Annotated in this window: 20 protein-coding genes, 1 rRNA gene and 1 other RNA gene; all 22 read right to left on the reverse strand. The window is 35.4% G+C overall.

Features of this window, described 5'->3' with window-relative positions; translation table 11 throughout:
- Positions 1-343: ribosomal RNA gene (locus BKP45_RS09065) — 16S ribosomal RNA — on the reverse strand; the annotation flags it as partial.
- 654 nt (positions 344-997) lie between these two features.
- Positions 998-1,261, reverse strand: a complete 264-nt coding sequence (locus tag BKP45_RS09070) for a pro-sigmaK processing inhibitor BofA family protein (RefSeq protein ID WP_071308297.1) — start codon at positions 1,259-1,261, stop codon at positions 998-1,000.
- A 96-nt stretch (positions 1,262-1,357) separates the two neighbouring features.
- Positions 1,358-1,570 carry a YaaL family protein gene (locus BKP45_RS09075; RefSeq protein ID WP_071389400.1) on the reverse strand — a complete coding sequence of 71 codons (213 nt, stop codon included), beginning with the start codon at positions 1,568-1,570 and terminating at the stop codon, positions 1,358-1,360.
- A 17-nt stretch (positions 1,571-1,587) separates the two neighbouring features.
- The gene (gene recR, locus BKP45_RS09080) at positions 1,588-2,184 is read right to left on the reverse strand and encodes a recombination mediator RecR (RefSeq protein ID WP_071389401.1); all 597 of its coding nucleotides are present in this window, start codon (positions 2,182-2,184) and stop codon (positions 1,588-1,590) included.
- 260 nt (positions 2,185-2,444) lie between these two features.
- On the reverse strand, positions 2,445-2,756 hold the full coding sequence (locus BKP45_RS09085; protein WP_071308300.1) for a YbaB/EbfC family nucleoid-associated protein: 312 nt from the start codon (positions 2,754-2,756) through the stop codon (positions 2,445-2,447).
- 19 nt (positions 2,757-2,775) lie between these two features.
- On the reverse strand, positions 2,776-4,455 hold the full coding sequence (dnaX, locus tag BKP45_RS09090; RefSeq protein ID WP_071389402.1) for a DNA polymerase III subunit gamma/tau: 1,680 nt from the start codon (positions 4,453-4,455) through the stop codon (positions 2,776-2,778).
- Between the two features lie 323 nt (positions 4,456-4,778).
- Positions 4,779-5,044, reverse strand: an RNA gene (ffs, locus tag BKP45_RS09095) — signal recognition particle sRNA large type.
- Positions 5,045-5,242: 198 nt separating this feature from the next.
- Entirely contained in the window at positions 5,243-5,707 is a 465-nt protein-coding gene (tadA, locus tag BKP45_RS09100) for a tRNA adenosine(34) deaminase TadA (protein ID WP_139193795.1), read from the reverse strand.
- A 203-nt stretch (positions 5,708-5,910) separates the two neighbouring features.
- Positions 5,911-6,429, reverse strand: coding sequence for a peroxiredoxin family protein (locus BKP45_RS09105; RefSeq protein ID WP_071389403.1), 519 nt, complete (start codon positions 6,427-6,429; stop codon positions 5,911-5,913).
- A gap of 40 nt (positions 6,430-6,469) precedes the next feature.
- Positions 6,470-6,598: a CcmD family protein gene (locus BKP45_RS21525; protein WP_084034527.1), complete on the reverse strand. Its 129-nt coding sequence runs from the start codon at positions 6,596-6,598 to the stop codon at positions 6,470-6,472.
- A gap of 15 nt (positions 6,599-6,613) precedes the next feature.
- The gene (locus BKP45_RS09110) at positions 6,614-7,351 is read right to left on the reverse strand and encodes a cytochrome c biogenesis protein (protein WP_071389404.1); all 738 of its coding nucleotides are present in this window, start codon (positions 7,349-7,351) and stop codon (positions 6,614-6,616) included.
- A 6-nt stretch (positions 7,352-7,357) separates the two neighbouring features.
- On the reverse strand, positions 7,358-8,041 hold the full coding sequence (locus tag BKP45_RS09115) for a heme exporter protein CcmB (protein WP_071389405.1): 684 nt from the start codon (positions 8,039-8,041) through the stop codon (positions 7,358-7,360).
- Positions 8,038-8,739 carry a heme ABC exporter ATP-binding protein CcmA gene (ccmA, locus tag BKP45_RS09120; protein WP_071389406.1) on the reverse strand — a complete coding sequence of 234 codons (702 nt, stop codon included), beginning with the start codon at positions 8,737-8,739 and terminating at the stop codon, positions 8,038-8,040. The genes BKP45_RS09115 and ccmA overlap by 4 nt, the downstream gene beginning before the upstream one ends.
- A 15-nt stretch (positions 8,740-8,754) precedes the next feature.
- Positions 8,755-9,150 carry a hypothetical protein gene (locus BKP45_RS09125; protein WP_071389407.1) on the reverse strand — a complete coding sequence of 132 codons (396 nt, stop codon included), beginning with the start codon at positions 9,148-9,150 and terminating at the stop codon, positions 8,755-8,757.
- Positions 9,150-9,515, reverse strand: a complete 366-nt coding sequence (locus BKP45_RS09130; RefSeq protein WP_071389408.1) for a hypothetical protein — start codon at positions 9,513-9,515, stop codon at positions 9,150-9,152. Before BKP45_RS09130 ends, BKP45_RS09125 begins: the two co-directional genes overlap by 1 nt.
- Positions 9,516-9,528: 13 nt before the next feature.
- Positions 9,529-10,008: a cytochrome c-type biogenesis protein CcmH gene (locus BKP45_RS09135; protein ID WP_071389409.1), complete on the reverse strand. Its 480-nt coding sequence runs from the start codon at positions 10,006-10,008 to the stop codon at positions 9,529-9,531.
- A 10-nt stretch (positions 10,009-10,018) separates the two neighbouring features.
- Positions 10,019-10,513 carry a cytochrome c-type biogenesis protein gene (locus BKP45_RS09140; protein WP_071389410.1) on the reverse strand — a complete coding sequence of 165 codons (495 nt, stop codon included), beginning with the start codon at positions 10,511-10,513 and terminating at the stop codon, positions 10,019-10,021.
- Complete coding sequence (locus tag BKP45_RS09145; RefSeq protein ID WP_071389411.1) at positions 10,513-12,492, reverse strand: heme lyase CcmF/NrfE family subunit; 1,980 nt, start codon at positions 12,490-12,492, stop codon at positions 10,513-10,515. Before BKP45_RS09145 ends, BKP45_RS09140 begins: the two co-directional genes overlap by 1 nt.
- Before the next feature lie 222 nt (positions 12,493-12,714).
- Positions 12,715-13,155 carry a cytochrome c maturation protein CcmE domain-containing protein gene (locus tag BKP45_RS09150; RefSeq protein WP_071389412.1) on the reverse strand — a complete coding sequence of 147 codons (441 nt, stop codon included), beginning with the start codon at positions 13,153-13,155 and terminating at the stop codon, positions 12,715-12,717.
- Between the two features lie 15 nt (positions 13,156-13,170).
- The gene (locus BKP45_RS09155) at positions 13,171-14,166 is read right to left on the reverse strand and encodes a hypothetical protein (protein ID WP_071389413.1); all 996 of its coding nucleotides are present in this window, start codon (positions 14,164-14,166) and stop codon (positions 13,171-13,173) included.
- Between the two features lie 269 nt (positions 14,167-14,435).
- A complete protein-coding gene (locus BKP45_RS09160) occupies positions 14,436-15,881 on the reverse strand; it encodes an ammonia-forming cytochrome c nitrite reductase subunit c552 (RefSeq protein WP_071389414.1) in 1,446 nt (481 codons plus the stop codon).
- A gap of 25 nt (positions 15,882-15,906) precedes the next feature.
- Positions 15,907-16,410 (reverse strand): cytochrome c3 family protein, encoded by a 504-nt coding sequence (locus tag BKP45_RS09165; RefSeq protein ID WP_071389415.1) that lies wholly within the window; start codon positions 16,408-16,410, stop codon positions 15,907-15,909.
- Positions 16,411-16,600: the final 190 nt, after the last annotated feature.

The following is a 16,600-nucleotide window of genomic DNA, read 5'->3' on the forward strand; positions in this document are numbered from 1 at the left end:
TGGGCCGTGTCTCAGTCCCAGTGTGGCCGATCACCCTCTCAGGTCGGCTACGCATCGTCGCCTTGGTAAGCCGTTACCTTACCAACTAGCTAATGCGACGCGGGCCCATCCTGTAGTGTTAGGTAAAACCCAACTTTTACTTTAGAACCATGAGGCTCCAAAGATTATCCGGTATTAGCTTCGGTTTCCCGAAGTTATCCCAGTCTACAGGGCAGGTTGCCCACGTGTTACTCACCCGTCCGCCGCTAATTTCAGGGAGCAAGCTCCCATCCATTCGCTCGACTTGCATGTATTAGGCACGCCGCCAGCGTTCGTCCTGAGCCAGGATCAAACTCTCCATAAAAGTGTTTGATAAAGCTCAAAATTTAAATTCATTGACGAGATATTTACTATCTCTTTAATTCGCTTGGCTGTGTGTTCAGTTTTCAAAGAACAATACTTTCGTCTTTAAAATGACAAGAACTTAACTATATCACTATAATATTTCTTTGTCAATCTTTTTTCGCCTGACTTTACTAAATGTACAATCAAACGCGACATGTATTATGATACCACTCAGATAATCAGTTGTCAACAACTTTTTTTGTCAATCTTTGACGAAAAATGGATTTCTGAATGACGTTTTTATAATATACCATGACTCCACAAACTATGCAAGTATTTATTAATATTTTTTATAATAAAAGTACAAATGTCTTAATCATCGACTTTAAATGTAGTTGCACTTCTTCTAGTAGCGGTCTGAAAGCGACTTCGCAGGAGCAATTGTTTTCCGTGCGACGAGTAATCGCAGGAGCAATTGTTTTCCGTGCGACGAGTAATCGCAGGAGCAAAGCCGCACGAAGCTATTCAGAGATGTATTTCATGAAGTAATTGAAGTCAGTAGCTTGACTGAAGTGACCGAGCTCGTAGGCTGCTTGCGCTAGACAGTTTCCAAGTTAGAAATTTATAAATTCTTACCTTTAAAAAAAGACCACGAGTTCTTGACTCGGGCCTTCTATAAAATTAGATGATCAATCGCGACCAAAACCACTAAACCTGGAATACCTAAAAAGCCTGACACTGATGCTGTGACTAAGTTAATTGGTATCTGATAGTCGAAAACTGAACCAAAAGCATTTAAAAAGAATAAAAACAATGCACCAATAATTACTTTAATCATTCCTTGTCCAATAAAACGTAACGGTTTAATTGGCGCACCTAATATAAGTAATAAAAAAACCATACCACTTAATAAAGCTACAATAATAATTGGATCCACAATCTTCCCCTCCTAAACTTTGTGACAAGCTTCTCTACTATCATCCTATTCTGAACTATAAAAAAAAGAACATAGGAAATCTTTAATAAGATTTTCCTATGTTTGTTTTCTATACCTTGCTTCTTTTAATAAAAATAAATATTTGGCTTCAGTTAATTTAAGGCTAAACAATACTTCCCCAGACGGGTCCAAACTCTTTTTCACTAATTCAGTTTGATTAACAAGATTTACTTTTAACTCTTCAATACGAGACACTAAACGCTGATCTTCAAGCTTTCTTATTTTCCCTTTCCTCTTAAAAAGCCGCATCTCATTACCCCTTTTTATTATAGTTCTCTTCTGCCCTCTATTGCTTTTGAAAGTGTAACTTCATCAGCATATTCCAAGTCACCACCAACTGGAAGACCGTGGGCAATTCTAGTCACTTTAATTCCCGTCGGTTTCACTAGACGAGATATATACATAGCAGTTGCCTCACCCTCAATATTAGGATTTGTAGCTAGGATAATTTCTTGAATCGTATCATCTTGAAGCCTCTTTAATAGCTCTGGAATTTTAACATCCTCTGGACCAATTCCTTCCATTGGAGATATTGCACCTTGTAGAATATGATATAACCCTCGATATTCCTTCATTTTTTCCATCGCAATAACATCCTTGGCATCTTGTACAACACAAATAATTGATTTATCTCTTCTTGCATCTTCACAAATATAGCAAGGATCAGTATCAGTAATGTTATGGCAAACAGAGCAATAAGTAAGATTCCTTTTAGCATTAACTAAAGCTTTTGCAAAATCTAAAACATCATCTTCTTTCATATCTAATACAAAAAAAGCCAGTCGGGTCGCCGTTTTCGGACCAATTCCTGGCAATCTCATAAATCCTTCAATTAATTTCGATATCGGTTCAGGATATTGCACGTGTTTTCCTCCTAATAGAAAAGCGCAAGCGCCTTGATTATGAGCGATAGGTATGAACCCCCTCTGACAGAGGTCATTTCTCGGCTCCCCAGTACTTCCGCGTCTGCAAGCACCGCTTCGTAGTAGGTTGCCTCAAAGCGAAGTATATATAGTTTCTCAAAGTAGTATCATTAACTAAAAATCAGTAACTTGAGTAAATAAGGGCACTGAAAGCTTAACAAAAAAGCACACAGCACCCTTACTCAACTACAACCATTAGTTTAGAATAAACCTGGCATATTCATACCTTTTGTAAATTTACCCATGTCTTGATTAATTAAATCATCAACTTTATTTAATGCTTCATTTGTTGCAGCTAAAATCAAATCTTGTAACATTTCAATATCATCTGGATCAACAACTTCTTCTGAAATGATTACTTCAAGAATTTTCTTTTCCCCAGAAGCGATGACTTTTACCATTCCACCACCAGCAGTTGCTTCTACCGTTTTTTCTTTAAGTTCTTCTTGAGCCTTAGCCATTTGTTTTTGTAACTTTTGCATTTGTTTCATCATATTTCCCATGTTTTTCATCACTTTTTCCTCGCTTTCATTAATCAATTATTTCAATTAACTCTGAACCTACTAATTTCATAGCTTCCTCAACAATCGGATCACCATCAGAAGTTGGATCTGCATCACCACGTTGTTCTCTAACAAAATCTTCTTTTATTCCTTCCCATTGATTCGTTAATATGGTCAAAAATTTAAGTTGATCTGAAAAAACGTTAACTAATATTTGTTCTATCATCTGACGGAATTTCGTATCAACCATATCTCTATGCATTTCATTTTGAAAAGCAAGTAAGATCATATTTTTAGAAGCTGCAACTGGTTTGCTATCAGACAACCAAGCATGAGCTGGTACACTTTGCTTCTTAACTAATTCCATTATCTGTCCCCAACTACTAGTTATACGCTGCAAATCTTGTTTTGAAGCTTGTTTAAGCATTTCTTTTATTTGATTTGAACTAACACTACTCCTAGCACCGCCTCTGAATTGACCTTGATTTTTCTTTGGTTTTTCTTGCGACTGGTTGGAGTGCGTTTGAGGTAGAGTATGAATATTCGCTAATTGTTTTTCTAAAAACTCAACTTTTTTCACTAATAGTTGGTAGTCTTCACCTTTTGCTTCATTTACCTCAATTTGAGTATTACAAATCTTCACAATTGCAACTTCAATAAAAATTTTAGGGTGACTCGACCACTTCATATCTTGAAGGATTTCATTTAAAATTTGAATGGTTTGATAAATCCAACTCGTAGAAGTTTTTTCACTAATATTAAGGAACTGATCATCTACCGACACTCTTTCAAGCACATCACTAAGCTGAGGTGCGGTTTTATGCAATAACATATCTCGATAAAAGAAGATAAAATCTTCAATAAACCGAGTTGGATCTTTTCCAGCAGATACAAGTTTATCAACAGAATTTAATGCTTTTACTACATCAGCTGTAACTAGAGCGTCTGCCACTTCCATCAAAAGTCCTTGAGAAACCGCGCCCGTTATTGTAAGTATATCCTCCAACAAAACTTCTTCATCACAATAAGAGATCGCTTGGTCCAATAAACTCAATGCATCCCTCATACCACCTTCAGATACTCTAGCGATCATCGACAAGGCATCTTGATTAACGTTAGTGTCATAATGACTTAAAATAAATTGCATTCGATTAATCATAGATTCACTTGTGATTCTTTTAAAATCAAATCGCTGACACCTAGAAATGATTGTTAAAGGAATTTTATGTGGCTCTGTTGTAGCTAAAATAAATATAACGTGTTTCGGAGGTTCTTCTAACGTTTTTAACAGAGCATTAAATGCTCCGGTAGATAACATGTGGACTTCATCAATAATATATACCTTATAACGAATACCACTACTTGGAGCAAACTTAACTTTGTCTCGAATATCTCTAATCTCGTCTACTCCATTATTTGATGCAGCATCAATTTCAATAACATCAACAATAGAACCGTCTGAGATACCAATACAAGCTTCACATTCATTACAAGGTTCATCAACAGGTGCACATTGACAATTAACCGCTTTAGCGATAATTTTAGCAGCACTAGTTTTCCCTGTTCCCCTAGGTCCTGTAAAAAGATACGCATGCGATAATTTCTCTTGAATGAGTGCATTTTTTATTGTTTTGGTAATATGCTCTTGACCAACTACATCACTAAGTTGCTTCGGACGCCACACTCGATATAATGCTTGATAGCTCATTTGTTCACCTCCCGGGGAACTTCACTAGTAAATATTATACCTTTTCAATTGATAGATTTCAAAGTGTATATAATGTCGATTAAAACACTTTCGTGATAATTAGAATTATGTTTGATTTAAACTTCATAATACGGTAACTTTCTTCTTCGCTTTTAAAATTCTCAAGATGTAAGGAAGCGATATAATGAAATATACACAACATAAAAACAGTTGTGATTTTAATGTTTTCCATAAATAAAGTTTTGCCCTCAGCGTAATCATTAACTTGAAGACAATAAAAGGAGCAATTCTCGTGTGAGAACTGCTCCTTTATAAATTTACTGCCGTGCACCTTCCTTTGATCAAGTTACCCCAGGCGTTACCTAAGCAGTTAGCTCGATTCAGGCGACTCTACGGCACACAGAAGGGGCCACTTACTGCTGCTTCCTTCCGGACCTGACAGGGTTCATGGGTTTCCGTTGCGTAGAACCCAAATGTCAACACCACTTACTTAGGGCAGACCCCACGATAACAAGACCTAGGGAAGGGATTCCGTCTCGCTATAGCGGATTGCGAGTACAGGGCACCGCTACCTCCCCACCTAGCACGACAAATTTATAAACTTTTTTATACGCCATTTGTTTGACGCATAATTTAGTATAGACGTTTTCATAAAAAAAAGCAAGTGAACAAGTAGACTTGTTTTAGGAAAGATAGTTAAATTGAGGAAAAATATATATTTTAAAGCTTTTACATAATACGTTCAATTTGACCTTTCTTCGTACAGAATAAGCTTCTTACTTATTTTTTATTTTCTTTTCCTTAACTTTCTAAAAAAGTTAGTCAACCTTTGACCACATTCTTGTTCTAATACACCTTTTTCAACCACACACTGATGATTAAAACGTTCCTCATTTAAAAGATTAAAAATCGTTCCTGCACAACCACCTTTTGGGTCACTCGCACCATAAACAACCCGCTCAACTCTTGATTGAACAATAGCCCCAGCACACATTGGACAAGGCTCTAATGTTACATATAAAGTACAACCCGTTAAACGCCATGTACCCAACACTCGACAAGCTTCATCTATCGCTAATAACTCTGCATGAGCAATAGCCCTCTGGTCAATCTCACGTCTATTGTAACCAGTGGCAATAATCATTCCATCTTTAACTACCACAGCACCAATTGGTACCTCATCTATATCTTCAGCTTGTTGAGCAACCTCAAGCGCCTTCCTCATAAAAAATATATCTTCGTCTGCAAACACTTCTTGGCCTCCACTTCATGATCATACTTCCAATGCTATACCTTCATACCATAATGAAAATGCATAATGTTAATTTCATTAAACAACTATCAACTTTATTTGACATTACTCGTTTATAAATGCTGAGTATGACTTATTTAGAAAAAACTCTTTTATTAGTATAAACAAAAAGAGACCGTAACGGTCCCTTTTTAAATTATAAATTACCTTAAGCCTTGTAATTCCCTTAGTTTAACACCTAAAAAGTCTCGGTTTACCCCTCCAATGAAATGTTCAACAATGATACCTTCTTCGTTAATCATAATTGTCTCAGGTTGTCCAAGTGCACCAAAACGTCTCGATACATGATTGTTAAAGTCAAGAATGTACGTTTTGTTTGAATTTTTTTCTTCAACATACCTTTTTACAGTGTTTAAAGGCTCTCCTTTAACAACGATAAATAAGTTCATCTCATCCTTAAATTCTTCGTTAAACTTTTCAAGTTCAGGTGCTTCAGCAACACAGGAAACACACCATGTAGCGAAGAAGTTTAAAATAACAATTTCACCACGGTAATCAGAAAGTCGATGGGTATTACCGTCTAAATCTTGTAATTCGAAATCGTATGCCTCTTCACCAATACCTACAGTATTACCAACTGATCGTAAACCTAAGACCATGGTGGCTAGCATCGCAATAACAAAAACTAAAACGATCATCTGTACTACTTTTGTTTTTTTCATTAACAAACCACCGCCTTGTTCACTTGAGGTTGTAAAACAATCACTTTTTTTCTAACTCTTGTAGAAATTTCAGTTGCTTTGCAATATCACTCTGACGTTTACCAAGAGTAAAAATATATCCTGCTAACAATAACCAAATAACTGAATAAGCCGCAAATAAGTATGCCATATCAAATATCCCCCTTTAACCAAGCATCTTTTCTTGCATACGTTCTTTTATACGATCTGCATGAATTTTAAGTTTTTCAATATAGACTCCTTTTTGTAAGAGCACAAAATATAACACTGTCATTGTGAAGACTGAGAAAATAAGAGCAAATAGCATTGATGGTTCAATTCCACCGCCGACCTCATTCGCTCCTTCACCAAAAACTACAGGATGAAGTCTCGAATTCCACCACCGAATTGACATAAATACAATTGGTACATTAATAACGCTTATGATACCAAACACGGAAGCAAGACGGGCTTTCTTTTCCCAAGGACCTTCCATTTTTCTAATCATAATGTAAGCAATATACATAAAAAACATGATTAAAGTAGTCGTCAGTCTTGGCTCCCAACTCCACCAAGCGTTCCAAGAAGACCGTCCCCATATTGGACCAGTTGTTAAGACAATAGCTGTATAGACAACCCCAATTTCTGCAGAGACACCTGCGTATAAATCAAATATTCTGTTTCGTTTAATTAGATACAGAATACTAAACAAAGCTACAACGAAAAAGGAGAAGAAAGCAACCCAAGCAGAGGCTACATGGAAATAAAATATTTTCTGTACGACACCCATCACAGCTTCAACAGGAGTCCAAACAAATGCTAAATATAAGGCCACAACCATCATCGGAATAGAAATATAAAACAAAATTTTATACGAAAGGGTTTCTTTTGGGATATCAGTTAAGTCCCCACTTTTACTATTCATACCCTTTTACACCTCCAACACGTATTCAAAAAGAATTAAACATAATACAAAAAAGAGTAAATTATAAACTCCCATTAACTGCATCCAAGAAATTGCACTTGATAGTTGCTCTATATCTATTAATAGAATTCTTGTCGCTTGAACAGCCGCTATAATAAGCGGACTTACAATAGGAAACAGTAAAATCGGTAAAAGCATTTCACTGCTTCTAGAATTAGCTGCTAGCCCAGCTAAAAATGTGCCTACACTAATAAACCCAAATGTACCTAAAAAAACTACTCCTACAAACAAAGCTAAGTTCCCAACAAAGCGGAAATCAAATAATAAAAATAATACCGGAATTGAAATAAGTTGAACTAACAATACGAAAACAAAATTAGCTAAAACTTTTCCTAAGTAAATACTAGAAGGATCAGTTGGTGAAACAATCATTCCGTAAAGATTGTCGTTTTTTGTTTCAGACAAAAAGGAACGATTTAAACCTAGAATAGCTGCAAAAATAGTAATAACCCAAATCAGTCCAGGAATGATGGCACGAACAGCATTATTTGATGGATCAAAAGCAAAACTGAAGGTTACAATAACAAGCCCAGAAAATATGAGCATTGTTGAGACCACTTGCTTTGTTTTCCATTCAGAATAAAGATCTTTCCCAGCAATAATGAAAGCTGCTCTGAATAAATTGTTCATAAACTTGCCACCTGTTCCATATATTTTTCCGTAATGGCATCAAGATTTTTTTCGATATTTTGTAAATCATCAACTACTTTACCATTCTTTATAATGACGAATCGATCACAAGTTTCTAGCGCTTGCCCAAAATCATGTGTGACCATTATAATCGTCGCACCTTCCTGTTTCATACGCAAAATAACTTTATTTAATAGCTGAATAGCTTGTTGATCTAAGCCTGTGTGTGGTTCATCAAACAATAAAATCTCAGGATCGTGAATGATCGCTCGGGCGATAGCAATTCTTTGAATCATCCCACGTGAAAACGATCTGACTGGATCATGCATGAAAAAACTAAGGCCTACTTCATCGATTAATTGTTTCGCACGGTTTTCTACATCTTGCACACCATAAAGCTTTCCAAAAAACTTCAAGTTTTCTAGTGGAGATAAATGATCATATAGAAAACTATTATGTGCTAAGAAACCTATTTTCCTTTTACTATCATAAGAGCCTTTCTTTAAGTCTAGTCCGGCAATCTTCACTTCTCCAGAACTAGCCTTTACTAATCCACCTAAAATCTTGAGAACGGTGCTTTTACCGGCTCCGTTTGGCCCAAGTATTGCAACAGTCTCCCCTTTTTCTATTGAGAGATTAATACCACGAAGAATCATCTTGTCTCCGATTGTTTTAATGAGTCCTTTTGTTTCAATCATGGTCTTAACTCCTTTTTAGTCCATAAACTGTTGCAGCTGTACTTTCACTTTTACAAGGTGCTCACGGTATGCTTTCGATTTGTTTTCATAATCTGCATCAGAAAGGTTACCTGTTTTTTTCATTTCTTCTAACTCTAGCAATTTATTCATGATAACTTTTTGTTTAACAACTAGATCATGAAACTGTTTTTCATCAGTATTTGCTTCAAGCTTCTCTTCTGACGCCCTATTTTTCAATTGAAAATAGACAAACCAGCCTACGCCTGCACAAATAATCATTACAATAATTGCAGTAAATAGATGAGCATCAAAATTTCTAAACGGCGAATCATACCACATTCTTAAATGTCCTGGATTATGAAACGCCGGGGAAGAACGTGTAACTGCTGAGGTCAAAATTAGTTCGACCATCATTCTTCCCTTCTTTCTTTACGAAGTTTCGCCAACTCTTCTTCAATTTCAGCCTCAATATCCTTTACTAAGTTGTCATTTTGATTGATTGTTACCTTCGTTTTTTCACGATTTTCTTTTGAGATATATTCAGCAGCTAACTTTTCATATTCAACCTTCAACCTAGTATAGTCTTCATCGGACAACTTTTGCATATGATAATCCATTTCTAACTCATTTAGAGTAGCGTAGATATTTTTTAGCGAAATATCATCCATATCATCTACAATCGTTACTGCTTCCATTTCAACTTTCGGTCTTAACAGAGGACTAATTACTAAATATAAACAGAATGCCGTAATCAATAAAGCAACTATATAAGCCATGAGTTTTCACATCCTAGTAATACTTTTTACGTTCTTCATCAATAATTGATTTGACAATTTCATCTTCAACATCTTCTTCTTTTGTTTTTTCAGATCGGGCTAATTTTTGGTTTATAATTATTTTTTTAAAACCTATAAATAATGCGAAACTAGCCACTCCTAGTACAAAGAAAGGCGTTATCCATGCAGTTAAACTAAAACCACTTTTCTCAGGGACTATTAATCCTTCCTCACCATACATACTGTAGTAATAATCTAGGATTTCTTGTTCTGTTTTTCCCTCATTTAACAACTCTGCTATATCTTCATAATAGCGTTGTTTTGTTGCGCATGTTGCCAAGTCATGATTTTCATGACCTTGCATCGAAAACTTTCCCGCAATCTCTTTCACTTCTGAAGAGTTTATATTAAATAACTCTCCAGAAGCTATCCCAACTATATTTGAACTAAGAAAAATTATTAACAATAAAATTGTTTTTAAAATTGTTTTCATCACCTAACACCTAATAATACTTTTTCCGTTCTTCATCAATGATTGATTTGACAATTTCATCTTCCGCTTCATCGATATCATTAGTTTCAGAACTCATATTTTCAGAACCGCTATTTACTTTAATCCATTTTCTAATTACATAGAATAAACCAGTTCCAGCGGTACCAAGTACAAAAAATGGCAATATCCATGCAGCAAGACTGAACCCTCGCTTTTCTGGAGCTGTTAAGATTTCTTCTCCATACATACTTACGTAGTAGTCCTTTATTTCATCTTTATTAAGTCCATCATCCATCATTTCTTTCATTTCTTGTTTAAATGCATCATTTAAACCACAACCTTGCATATTACATTCGAAATGGTCTTGACCACAACCACACATACACATAAATTGACTAGCAACTTCTTTAAACTCTTGTGATTTAAAGTCATATTGGTCTTCGGCAGAAACAGGCAATGCAACGATTGACAACAGGAGCACCAAAACAAAAAAGACTTTTTTCATTACGACACCTTCCTATTTGGACCTTTATATCTCGGTGTAATGTTTCCATATTTCCCACCCCAGATTGCAAAGATTGATCCTAGAACTAATACATAGCTACCGATCCAAACCCAACGAACTAACGGATTTACCTTAACAACAAAAGTTGCTCTTTCATCACTTTCCCAAGCACTTAAAACTACATATAAATCTTCACGAAGGCTTCCTAATACCGCCACATTTGTTGAAGGTTCTTCCCAATTCCCGTAAAAAATTCGTTCAGGCTGGACAAAACCAATTTCTTTACCATCTCTTTGTACACGAATATTAGCAAATACTACATCATTAAGTCCTTCCGAACGTTGTGCAATATATTCATAAGTTAATACGTAGTTTTCAATTTCGATCGTTCCACCTTTTGGAATAGTTTTCATCGTTTCACTATCAAAGTTTGAACCAACAATTCCGATTGCCATAAGAGCAATACCAAAGTGTACGATATACCCACCGTAACGTCGGCGATTTTTAACCATTAACCAATATAAAGCTACTGGAACCGATTCTTTTGTTACTTTTCTTCTTGCCTTCACTCCACGGTAAAATTCTAATATATGTGTTAGTATCATAAACGAAATAATACCATAGGAGATGATCGGGTAAGCGGCTCTCATTCCTAAGCCTGCTAACAAACCAACAATAACTAAGCTAATAATCGCCGGAATTAAGAAGTTATCTCGTAAATTTTTAGTCGTTGAGCGTTGCCAAGCAATTAAAGGACAAACAGCCATGACAAAAATTAACGCTAGTAAAATCGGTGACATAACTGTGTTAAAAAACGGAATCCCTACCGTTACCTTGTAGCCCCTTACTGCCTCAGATACTAACGGGAAAATCGTTCCCCAAAATACTGCAAAGGTACCACCAACTAAAATTAAATTATTAACTAGGAAACTACTTTCTTTTGATAAAAACGATTCAAACTGACCACTATCTTGTTTCAATAAATGATATCTACTCATTAAAATATATAAAGAGAATATAACTGCTAACGCCATGAAGATTAAGAAATACGCACCTAAATTTGAATCACCAAAGGCATGTACTGAAGTTAGCACCCCACTCCTTACTAAAAACGTTCCAAAGAGGGTTAACGCATAAGAAAGAATAATTAAACTAATGTTCCAGATTTTCAACATACCTTTTCGTTCTTGGATCATGACAGAATGTAAGTATGCAGTTACTGTTAACCATGGCATAAATGAGGCATTTTCTACTGGGTCCCAAGCCCAATAACCGCCCCAACCTAATTCCATGTATGCCCAATAACCACCAATTACGTTTCCTAATGTTAAGAACATCCATGCAACGATAGTCCAACGTCGAGTCATACGAAGCCAAAAGGCATCGATATTTTTAATAATTAATGCAGCAATTGCAAAAGCAAAAGGTACTGCTAAACCAACATAACCTAGATATAAGGTAACCGGGTGAAGAAGCATTCCAGGGTCTTGTAGCATCGGATTTAATCCACGGCCTTCAGCTGGAACAAAGTCTAGCAATACAAATGGTTTCGTTACAAAACTTAATATAAGATAGAAGAAAATTGTATTAGCCAGCATAATTGAACAAACATAAGGAGTTAATGGGTTGTTTTTCATTTTCTTTGAATATGCAACCATGAAAGTATACATCGTTAAGAAAAATGTCCAAAGTAGTAAAGATCCTGAATTCCCAGCCCATAAAGCTGCCAATTTATAAACAAGAGGTAGATCTGTACTTGTGTAAGATGCAACATACTCAAACTGTAGTTGACTAGTTCCTAAAGCAATAAATAATATTGCCATGGAAATAGTTGATAAAATAAAAACTGCTAACGTAGCAGATTTCCCGCTATCTACCAATCTTTGATCTTGTTTATAAATTCCTAAAATAAAGATTATAAATGCATAAACTGATAGAGCTAACGCCAAATAAATTGATAAATTTCCGATTATATGCACGATGTTCACCTTCTTTGTTATTAGATCACTAAGATAAAGTGGGCCTTTCACAGTCAAATACCCGTAAGGCCCATGTTACCAACAGCGCTTTCTTTCATCTGAATTTTTTAGGGTAAAAGCCCCCCACCTCTAAGTGTAGCGTAGGTGGGATTTTCCAATCAGGTGGAGTAGACTCTCCACCTGATTTTCCGATGTTTCAGCTTGCTGAAACGAGTTCACTTCTTAGTCTTGTTCTAGAAGTTTTTTGTGAAACTCTGAATCATAATTAGAAGGATCTTCTCCTTCATACTTAGAAGGGCACTTAGTTTGAACTCGCTCAGCTTTAAATGGCTCTCCCGGTTCGATATAACCTCCTAATATAACAATAACACCTTCAGAAAAATTATCAGGTCTTGGTCGGTCGTGGAATACAGATAATACATTCCCTTCTTGGTCTACGATATCAAAACGCAACTCTATTTCATCTGCTCTCCAATCAATAGAGTCTTCAATTAAAAAACCTTCTGTCGTGATATAACGATCTTGGTATTTCTCTGGATTTGTAATTGCTTCGAAAAGAGGTATCTCAGTACCACTAGCTCCAGGAGTTGCTGCAATTAATAAAATTAAGATAGACAAAATTATAGTAGAGCCACCTAGTAAAACTTTTGTATTTTTTTTCATATTAAATCCTCCCCCTTAATCTAATTTTGACCTTTTCTCCTTATACGTTCTTTCATCTATTTGCCCATCAGCTAATAATTTTCTAAGCTTTTTTATTTCTTCATCTTTATTAACAATCTTTTTCGGCGTGTCTTTAATCTCTTTAGTTTGAGTTTGTGGCATATTCTTTTTGCGAATAATAATAAAGATAAATGCTGCTATTATTAGGATCATTAATATTATCATGACAATATTTTCAGCATTCATAAAGGATTCATTACCTTGATTTTGTATAGGTGCTTGTTGGTTAAGACCTGCGTGTGTTTCATCACTAGGCATCGTAAAGTCATTAAATGCTTCGACTGTAGTTACGATACTATCCTTCTTATAAGAAACATTAAAATCAAGAATCTCACCTTGTTTTATTTCGTTATACTCAAAAACTTGTATTTCTACTCCAAATGATTGTGTTATTAAATCTGCTTCTTTATTAATTTGAAAATTTTCTGCTTGAAAAGGGGCGTAAAATGTCAAATTCAAATATTGAATATCAGAGTCTGGAATATATTCATATTGAAAATTTCGTTCAACCTCTCCTTCGATAGGGGCACTGAAATATTCCAAAACGAAATAGTACTCATCATTAGGTTGGATAGGATTCGATGGAGTCCATGAAAAATATTGTTCGTCAAAGTTGACTGTATATTCTTCTTGTGTAGGTTGAGTATCTGTTTGATCTTTGAATTGAGCTACAAAACCTTCTTTAAAAAGTGGTAAATGAGTAGGTACACTAATTATAATTTCGCCATTAAAAACACTATCAGAATGATTGGTAAACGTCCCATGGTAACCTACTAGTAAGGAAGGAATAGTATAATCCCAGTCTTCTGGATTAATAAACTCTGGCATTACTTTTATTTCTAACTCTGTTAAAGAAATTTCAGACTCACTATATACCGTATTTACCGGTAATATGACTTTTACTAAGAGGATCAATGCCAATAAAGCAAAACCTCTAAATTTCTTTCTCATTATATTTCTCCCCTTTTATATAGCTATGTCTCTTTTTAAAATTCTCCTAGTTTGACTTTATAATGTAATACTTTTAATAACTGTGAAAAATGTCACAGGATAGAGTGAAATAACTGTGACTGATTTATGTGATAATATGTGATTTCCCAATATTAAACAACAACTAATGAAAACCATTAAAAATGATGGTTAAAACTAACAAAATCCATTATTGCCAAAAATAAAGAAAAAAACACCACAAAACATTTGCGGTGTTTTTACATATTCTTTTAATATTGTGCTGGGAACCATTCATTTATTGCACGTTTGTGTTTTTCAAAATGATCTTCTTCATCATAGATAGCTTGCATCGTTACTTCAATTTGACGTTTCAACTCTTCAATATCTTCACCTAATTTTGCTAATTCCTCAGTAGCCATAACAATTGCTGCTTGAGATTCAATTGAAGAAATTCTAAACGCATCTATTGATCCATCCGGGTTATGAAAACCATAAGAATTCTCAGCAGCTATAAAATCCCAATACCACTGCGCTTTTCTAACATGTTGCTGTGCTTCTTCAATTTTTTCTTCTGATACTCCTGCAGTGATCATGCGGTTTACATAGTAATGGGAAATTGTATTTAGCTCCTGAGCCTCTAGTAATGCAACTTTATGACGTCCTTGAATATCTTTAACACGATCCTCTAACTGTGTTGGTGTTTTATCACCGTGGCATGTGCGGCAAGATTCCTCAATAGTTTCTAAAGGTGACCCCCAACGGTGAGAAGAGATTTTCTTTTTACCATCGACACGTTGGTAAGGCATATGGCAGTCTGAACATGAAACACCAGCTGTAGCATGTGGGCCATAGCTTGATAACTCAAATTCAGGGTGCTGAGCTTTTAGTGAAGGAGTTCCAGAAATTTGGTGTATCCAATCGTAATCAAAACCTTGCTCTTTAGCAATTGTTTCTTTATATTCATATATATTTTCAACTCGTAAACCTAAATCCCATGGGAATGTTACTTTATTCTTTTCTGGTTCAAAATAATATTCGACATGACATTGTGCACAAACATATGAACGCATATCATTTTGAGTTGATTGTGATAAATCTACTCCCATTCTTTCCATTGCATTTGTGAAAGATGGACGAGTAACTCTTAGTTCCATCGTAACAGGATCATGACAATCTGAACAACCAATTGAAATATGTCCCCATTCTCCTAATTCTTCACTTACTCCAGGAGCTCCAAGCTCAGTAATACGCGGAAGAATTTCATTGTTAAAGTTGGCTGCCCAATACCCATCTCCAAATTCTTCATCACTAAGTAGATGTGGTACTACAGATGATTTACAAGTTAAGCATGAACCACCTGTCTTATCTGTAACTCGTCTAATATTAATTTGGTCTTCTAAAGCATATGTGTGACCTCGTGTTTTATTATACTCAATTGCAAATCCATACCCACTCCATAAAGCAGGTAGATAAGGTTCGATAGAAGGATCACTCTTAGGAATAACGTCCTTTTGATTGATCATATTTTCCATATAACTTTCCCACTGTAATGGGAATTGGTCCTTAAATGCTATGTTCAAAAATTCATTTTTGTCTAAACCTGTATCCATAGGTTCATTTTCTTTTGCTTCAGAGCTATTACACGCAACTAAAGCTATGAGAAGCAAAGAATAAAACGCTAGCAACAGGAACGATCTTTTACTGAAGTTCCCCATTTATATCATCCCTTCCAACTATTTTTTACTTATTAAATTCAAAATTACCTGGTTCAAACCACTCATCAGGTCGGAAATCACCACTCATATGTGGTACTTGACGGTGGCAATCAATACATGAGCCTTTAGCATCATGTGAAATATTTTGTAACCCTGGTTCATGACAACTAATACAGTTTTTCTCAATAATTTCTCTAGATTTAGCAGTGGCATAAATGACATCTGGTATTTTACTAGCACCAATTGTTGTCATATACCCATGACTTACTGCACTAATTCCTTTGAACGTATACTTTGCGATTTTACTATCTGTAGGTGCGTGACAATCGTTACAGTTAAGAGCAGCATGATTAGAGTTATTAAATGTTGTTATTGTTCTTTCATAAACGTGACAACTAGCACAAAACTCTGGAGTATCAGTAGCATTGATCGCCCCCTCTGTTACAGCAAGCCCTACTATACCAATAAACACACCGACTAATGTAAACAATAGTAGTTTTTTGTTCAGTTTTTCTAGTAGTTTTTTCACGTTCTCCCCCCTCCCAAAAGCATCTTTAGTAAATTTATAGGTTAACTAGGTATTATTTAAGCGGTATATTACCTAAAATTAGTACCTAACAATCCCTTGGTATGTAAACCTAATCAACATTAAAATCATAATTTCACACAAAATTATATAATCTACTATTAGATTACGTTCAAACCTTTGACACCACTGT

Source organism: Anaerobacillus alkalidiazotrophicus (genome assembly GCF_001866055.1).

Bases quoted from the DNA above. Each gene is read 5' to 3' on its own strand.
- dnaX (WP_071389402.1), bottom strand. From the start codon at position 4,455: ATGAGCTATCAAGCATTATATCGAGTGTGGCGTCCGAAGCAACTTAGT.
- BKP45_RS21525 (WP_084034527.1), bottom strand. From the start codon at position 6,598: ATGGCATACTTATTTGCGGCTTATTCAGTTATTTGGTTATTGTTAGCA.
- BKP45_RS09140 (WP_071389410.1), bottom strand. From the start codon at position 10,513: ATGAAAAAAGTCTTTTTTGTTTTGGTGCTCCTGTTGTCAATCGTTGCA.
- BKP45_RS09110 (WP_071389404.1), bottom strand. From the start codon at position 7,351: ATGAATAGTAAAAGTGGGGACTTAACTGATATCCCAAAAGAAACCCTT.
- BKP45_RS09150 (WP_071389412.1), bottom strand. From the start codon at position 13,155: ATGAAAAAAAATACAAAAGTTTTACTAGGTGGCTCTACTATAATTTTG.
- BKP45_RS09105 (WP_071389403.1), bottom strand. From the start codon at position 6,429: ATGAAAAAAACAAAAGTAGTACAGATGATCGTTTTAGTTTTTGTTATT.
- BKP45_RS09115 (WP_071389405.1), bottom strand. From the start codon at position 8,041: ATGAACAATTTATTCAGAGCAGCTTTCATTATTGCTGGGAAAGATCTT.
- BKP45_RS09160 (WP_071389414.1), bottom strand. From the start codon at position 15,881: ATGGGGAACTTCAGTAAAAGATCGTTCCTGTTGCTAGCGTTTTATTCT.
- BKP45_RS09135 (WP_071389409.1), bottom strand. From the start codon at position 10,008: ATGAAAACAATTTTAAAAACAATTTTATTGTTAATAATTTTTCTTAGT.
- BKP45_RS09125 (WP_071389407.1), bottom strand. From the start codon at position 9,150: ATGGTCGAACTAATTTTGACCTCAGCAGTTACACGTTCTTCCCCGGCG.
- BKP45_RS09075 (WP_071389400.1), bottom strand. From the start codon at position 1,570: ATGCGGCTTTTTAAGAGGAAAGGGAAAATAAGAAAGCTTGAAGATCAG.
- ccmA (WP_071389406.1), bottom strand. From the start codon at position 8,739: ATGATTGAAACAAAAGGACTCATTAAAACAATCGGAGACAAGATGATT.
- BKP45_RS09085 (WP_071308300.1), bottom strand. From the start codon at position 2,756: ATGAAAAACATGGGAAATATGATGAAACAAATGCAAAAGTTACAAAAA.
- BKP45_RS09130 (WP_071389408.1), bottom strand. From the start codon at position 9,515: ATGGCTTATATAGTTGCTTTATTGATTACGGCATTCTGTTTATATTTA.
- BKP45_RS09155 (WP_071389413.1), bottom strand. From the start codon at position 14,166: ATGAGAAAGAAATTTAGAGGTTTTGCTTTATTGGCATTGATCCTCTTA.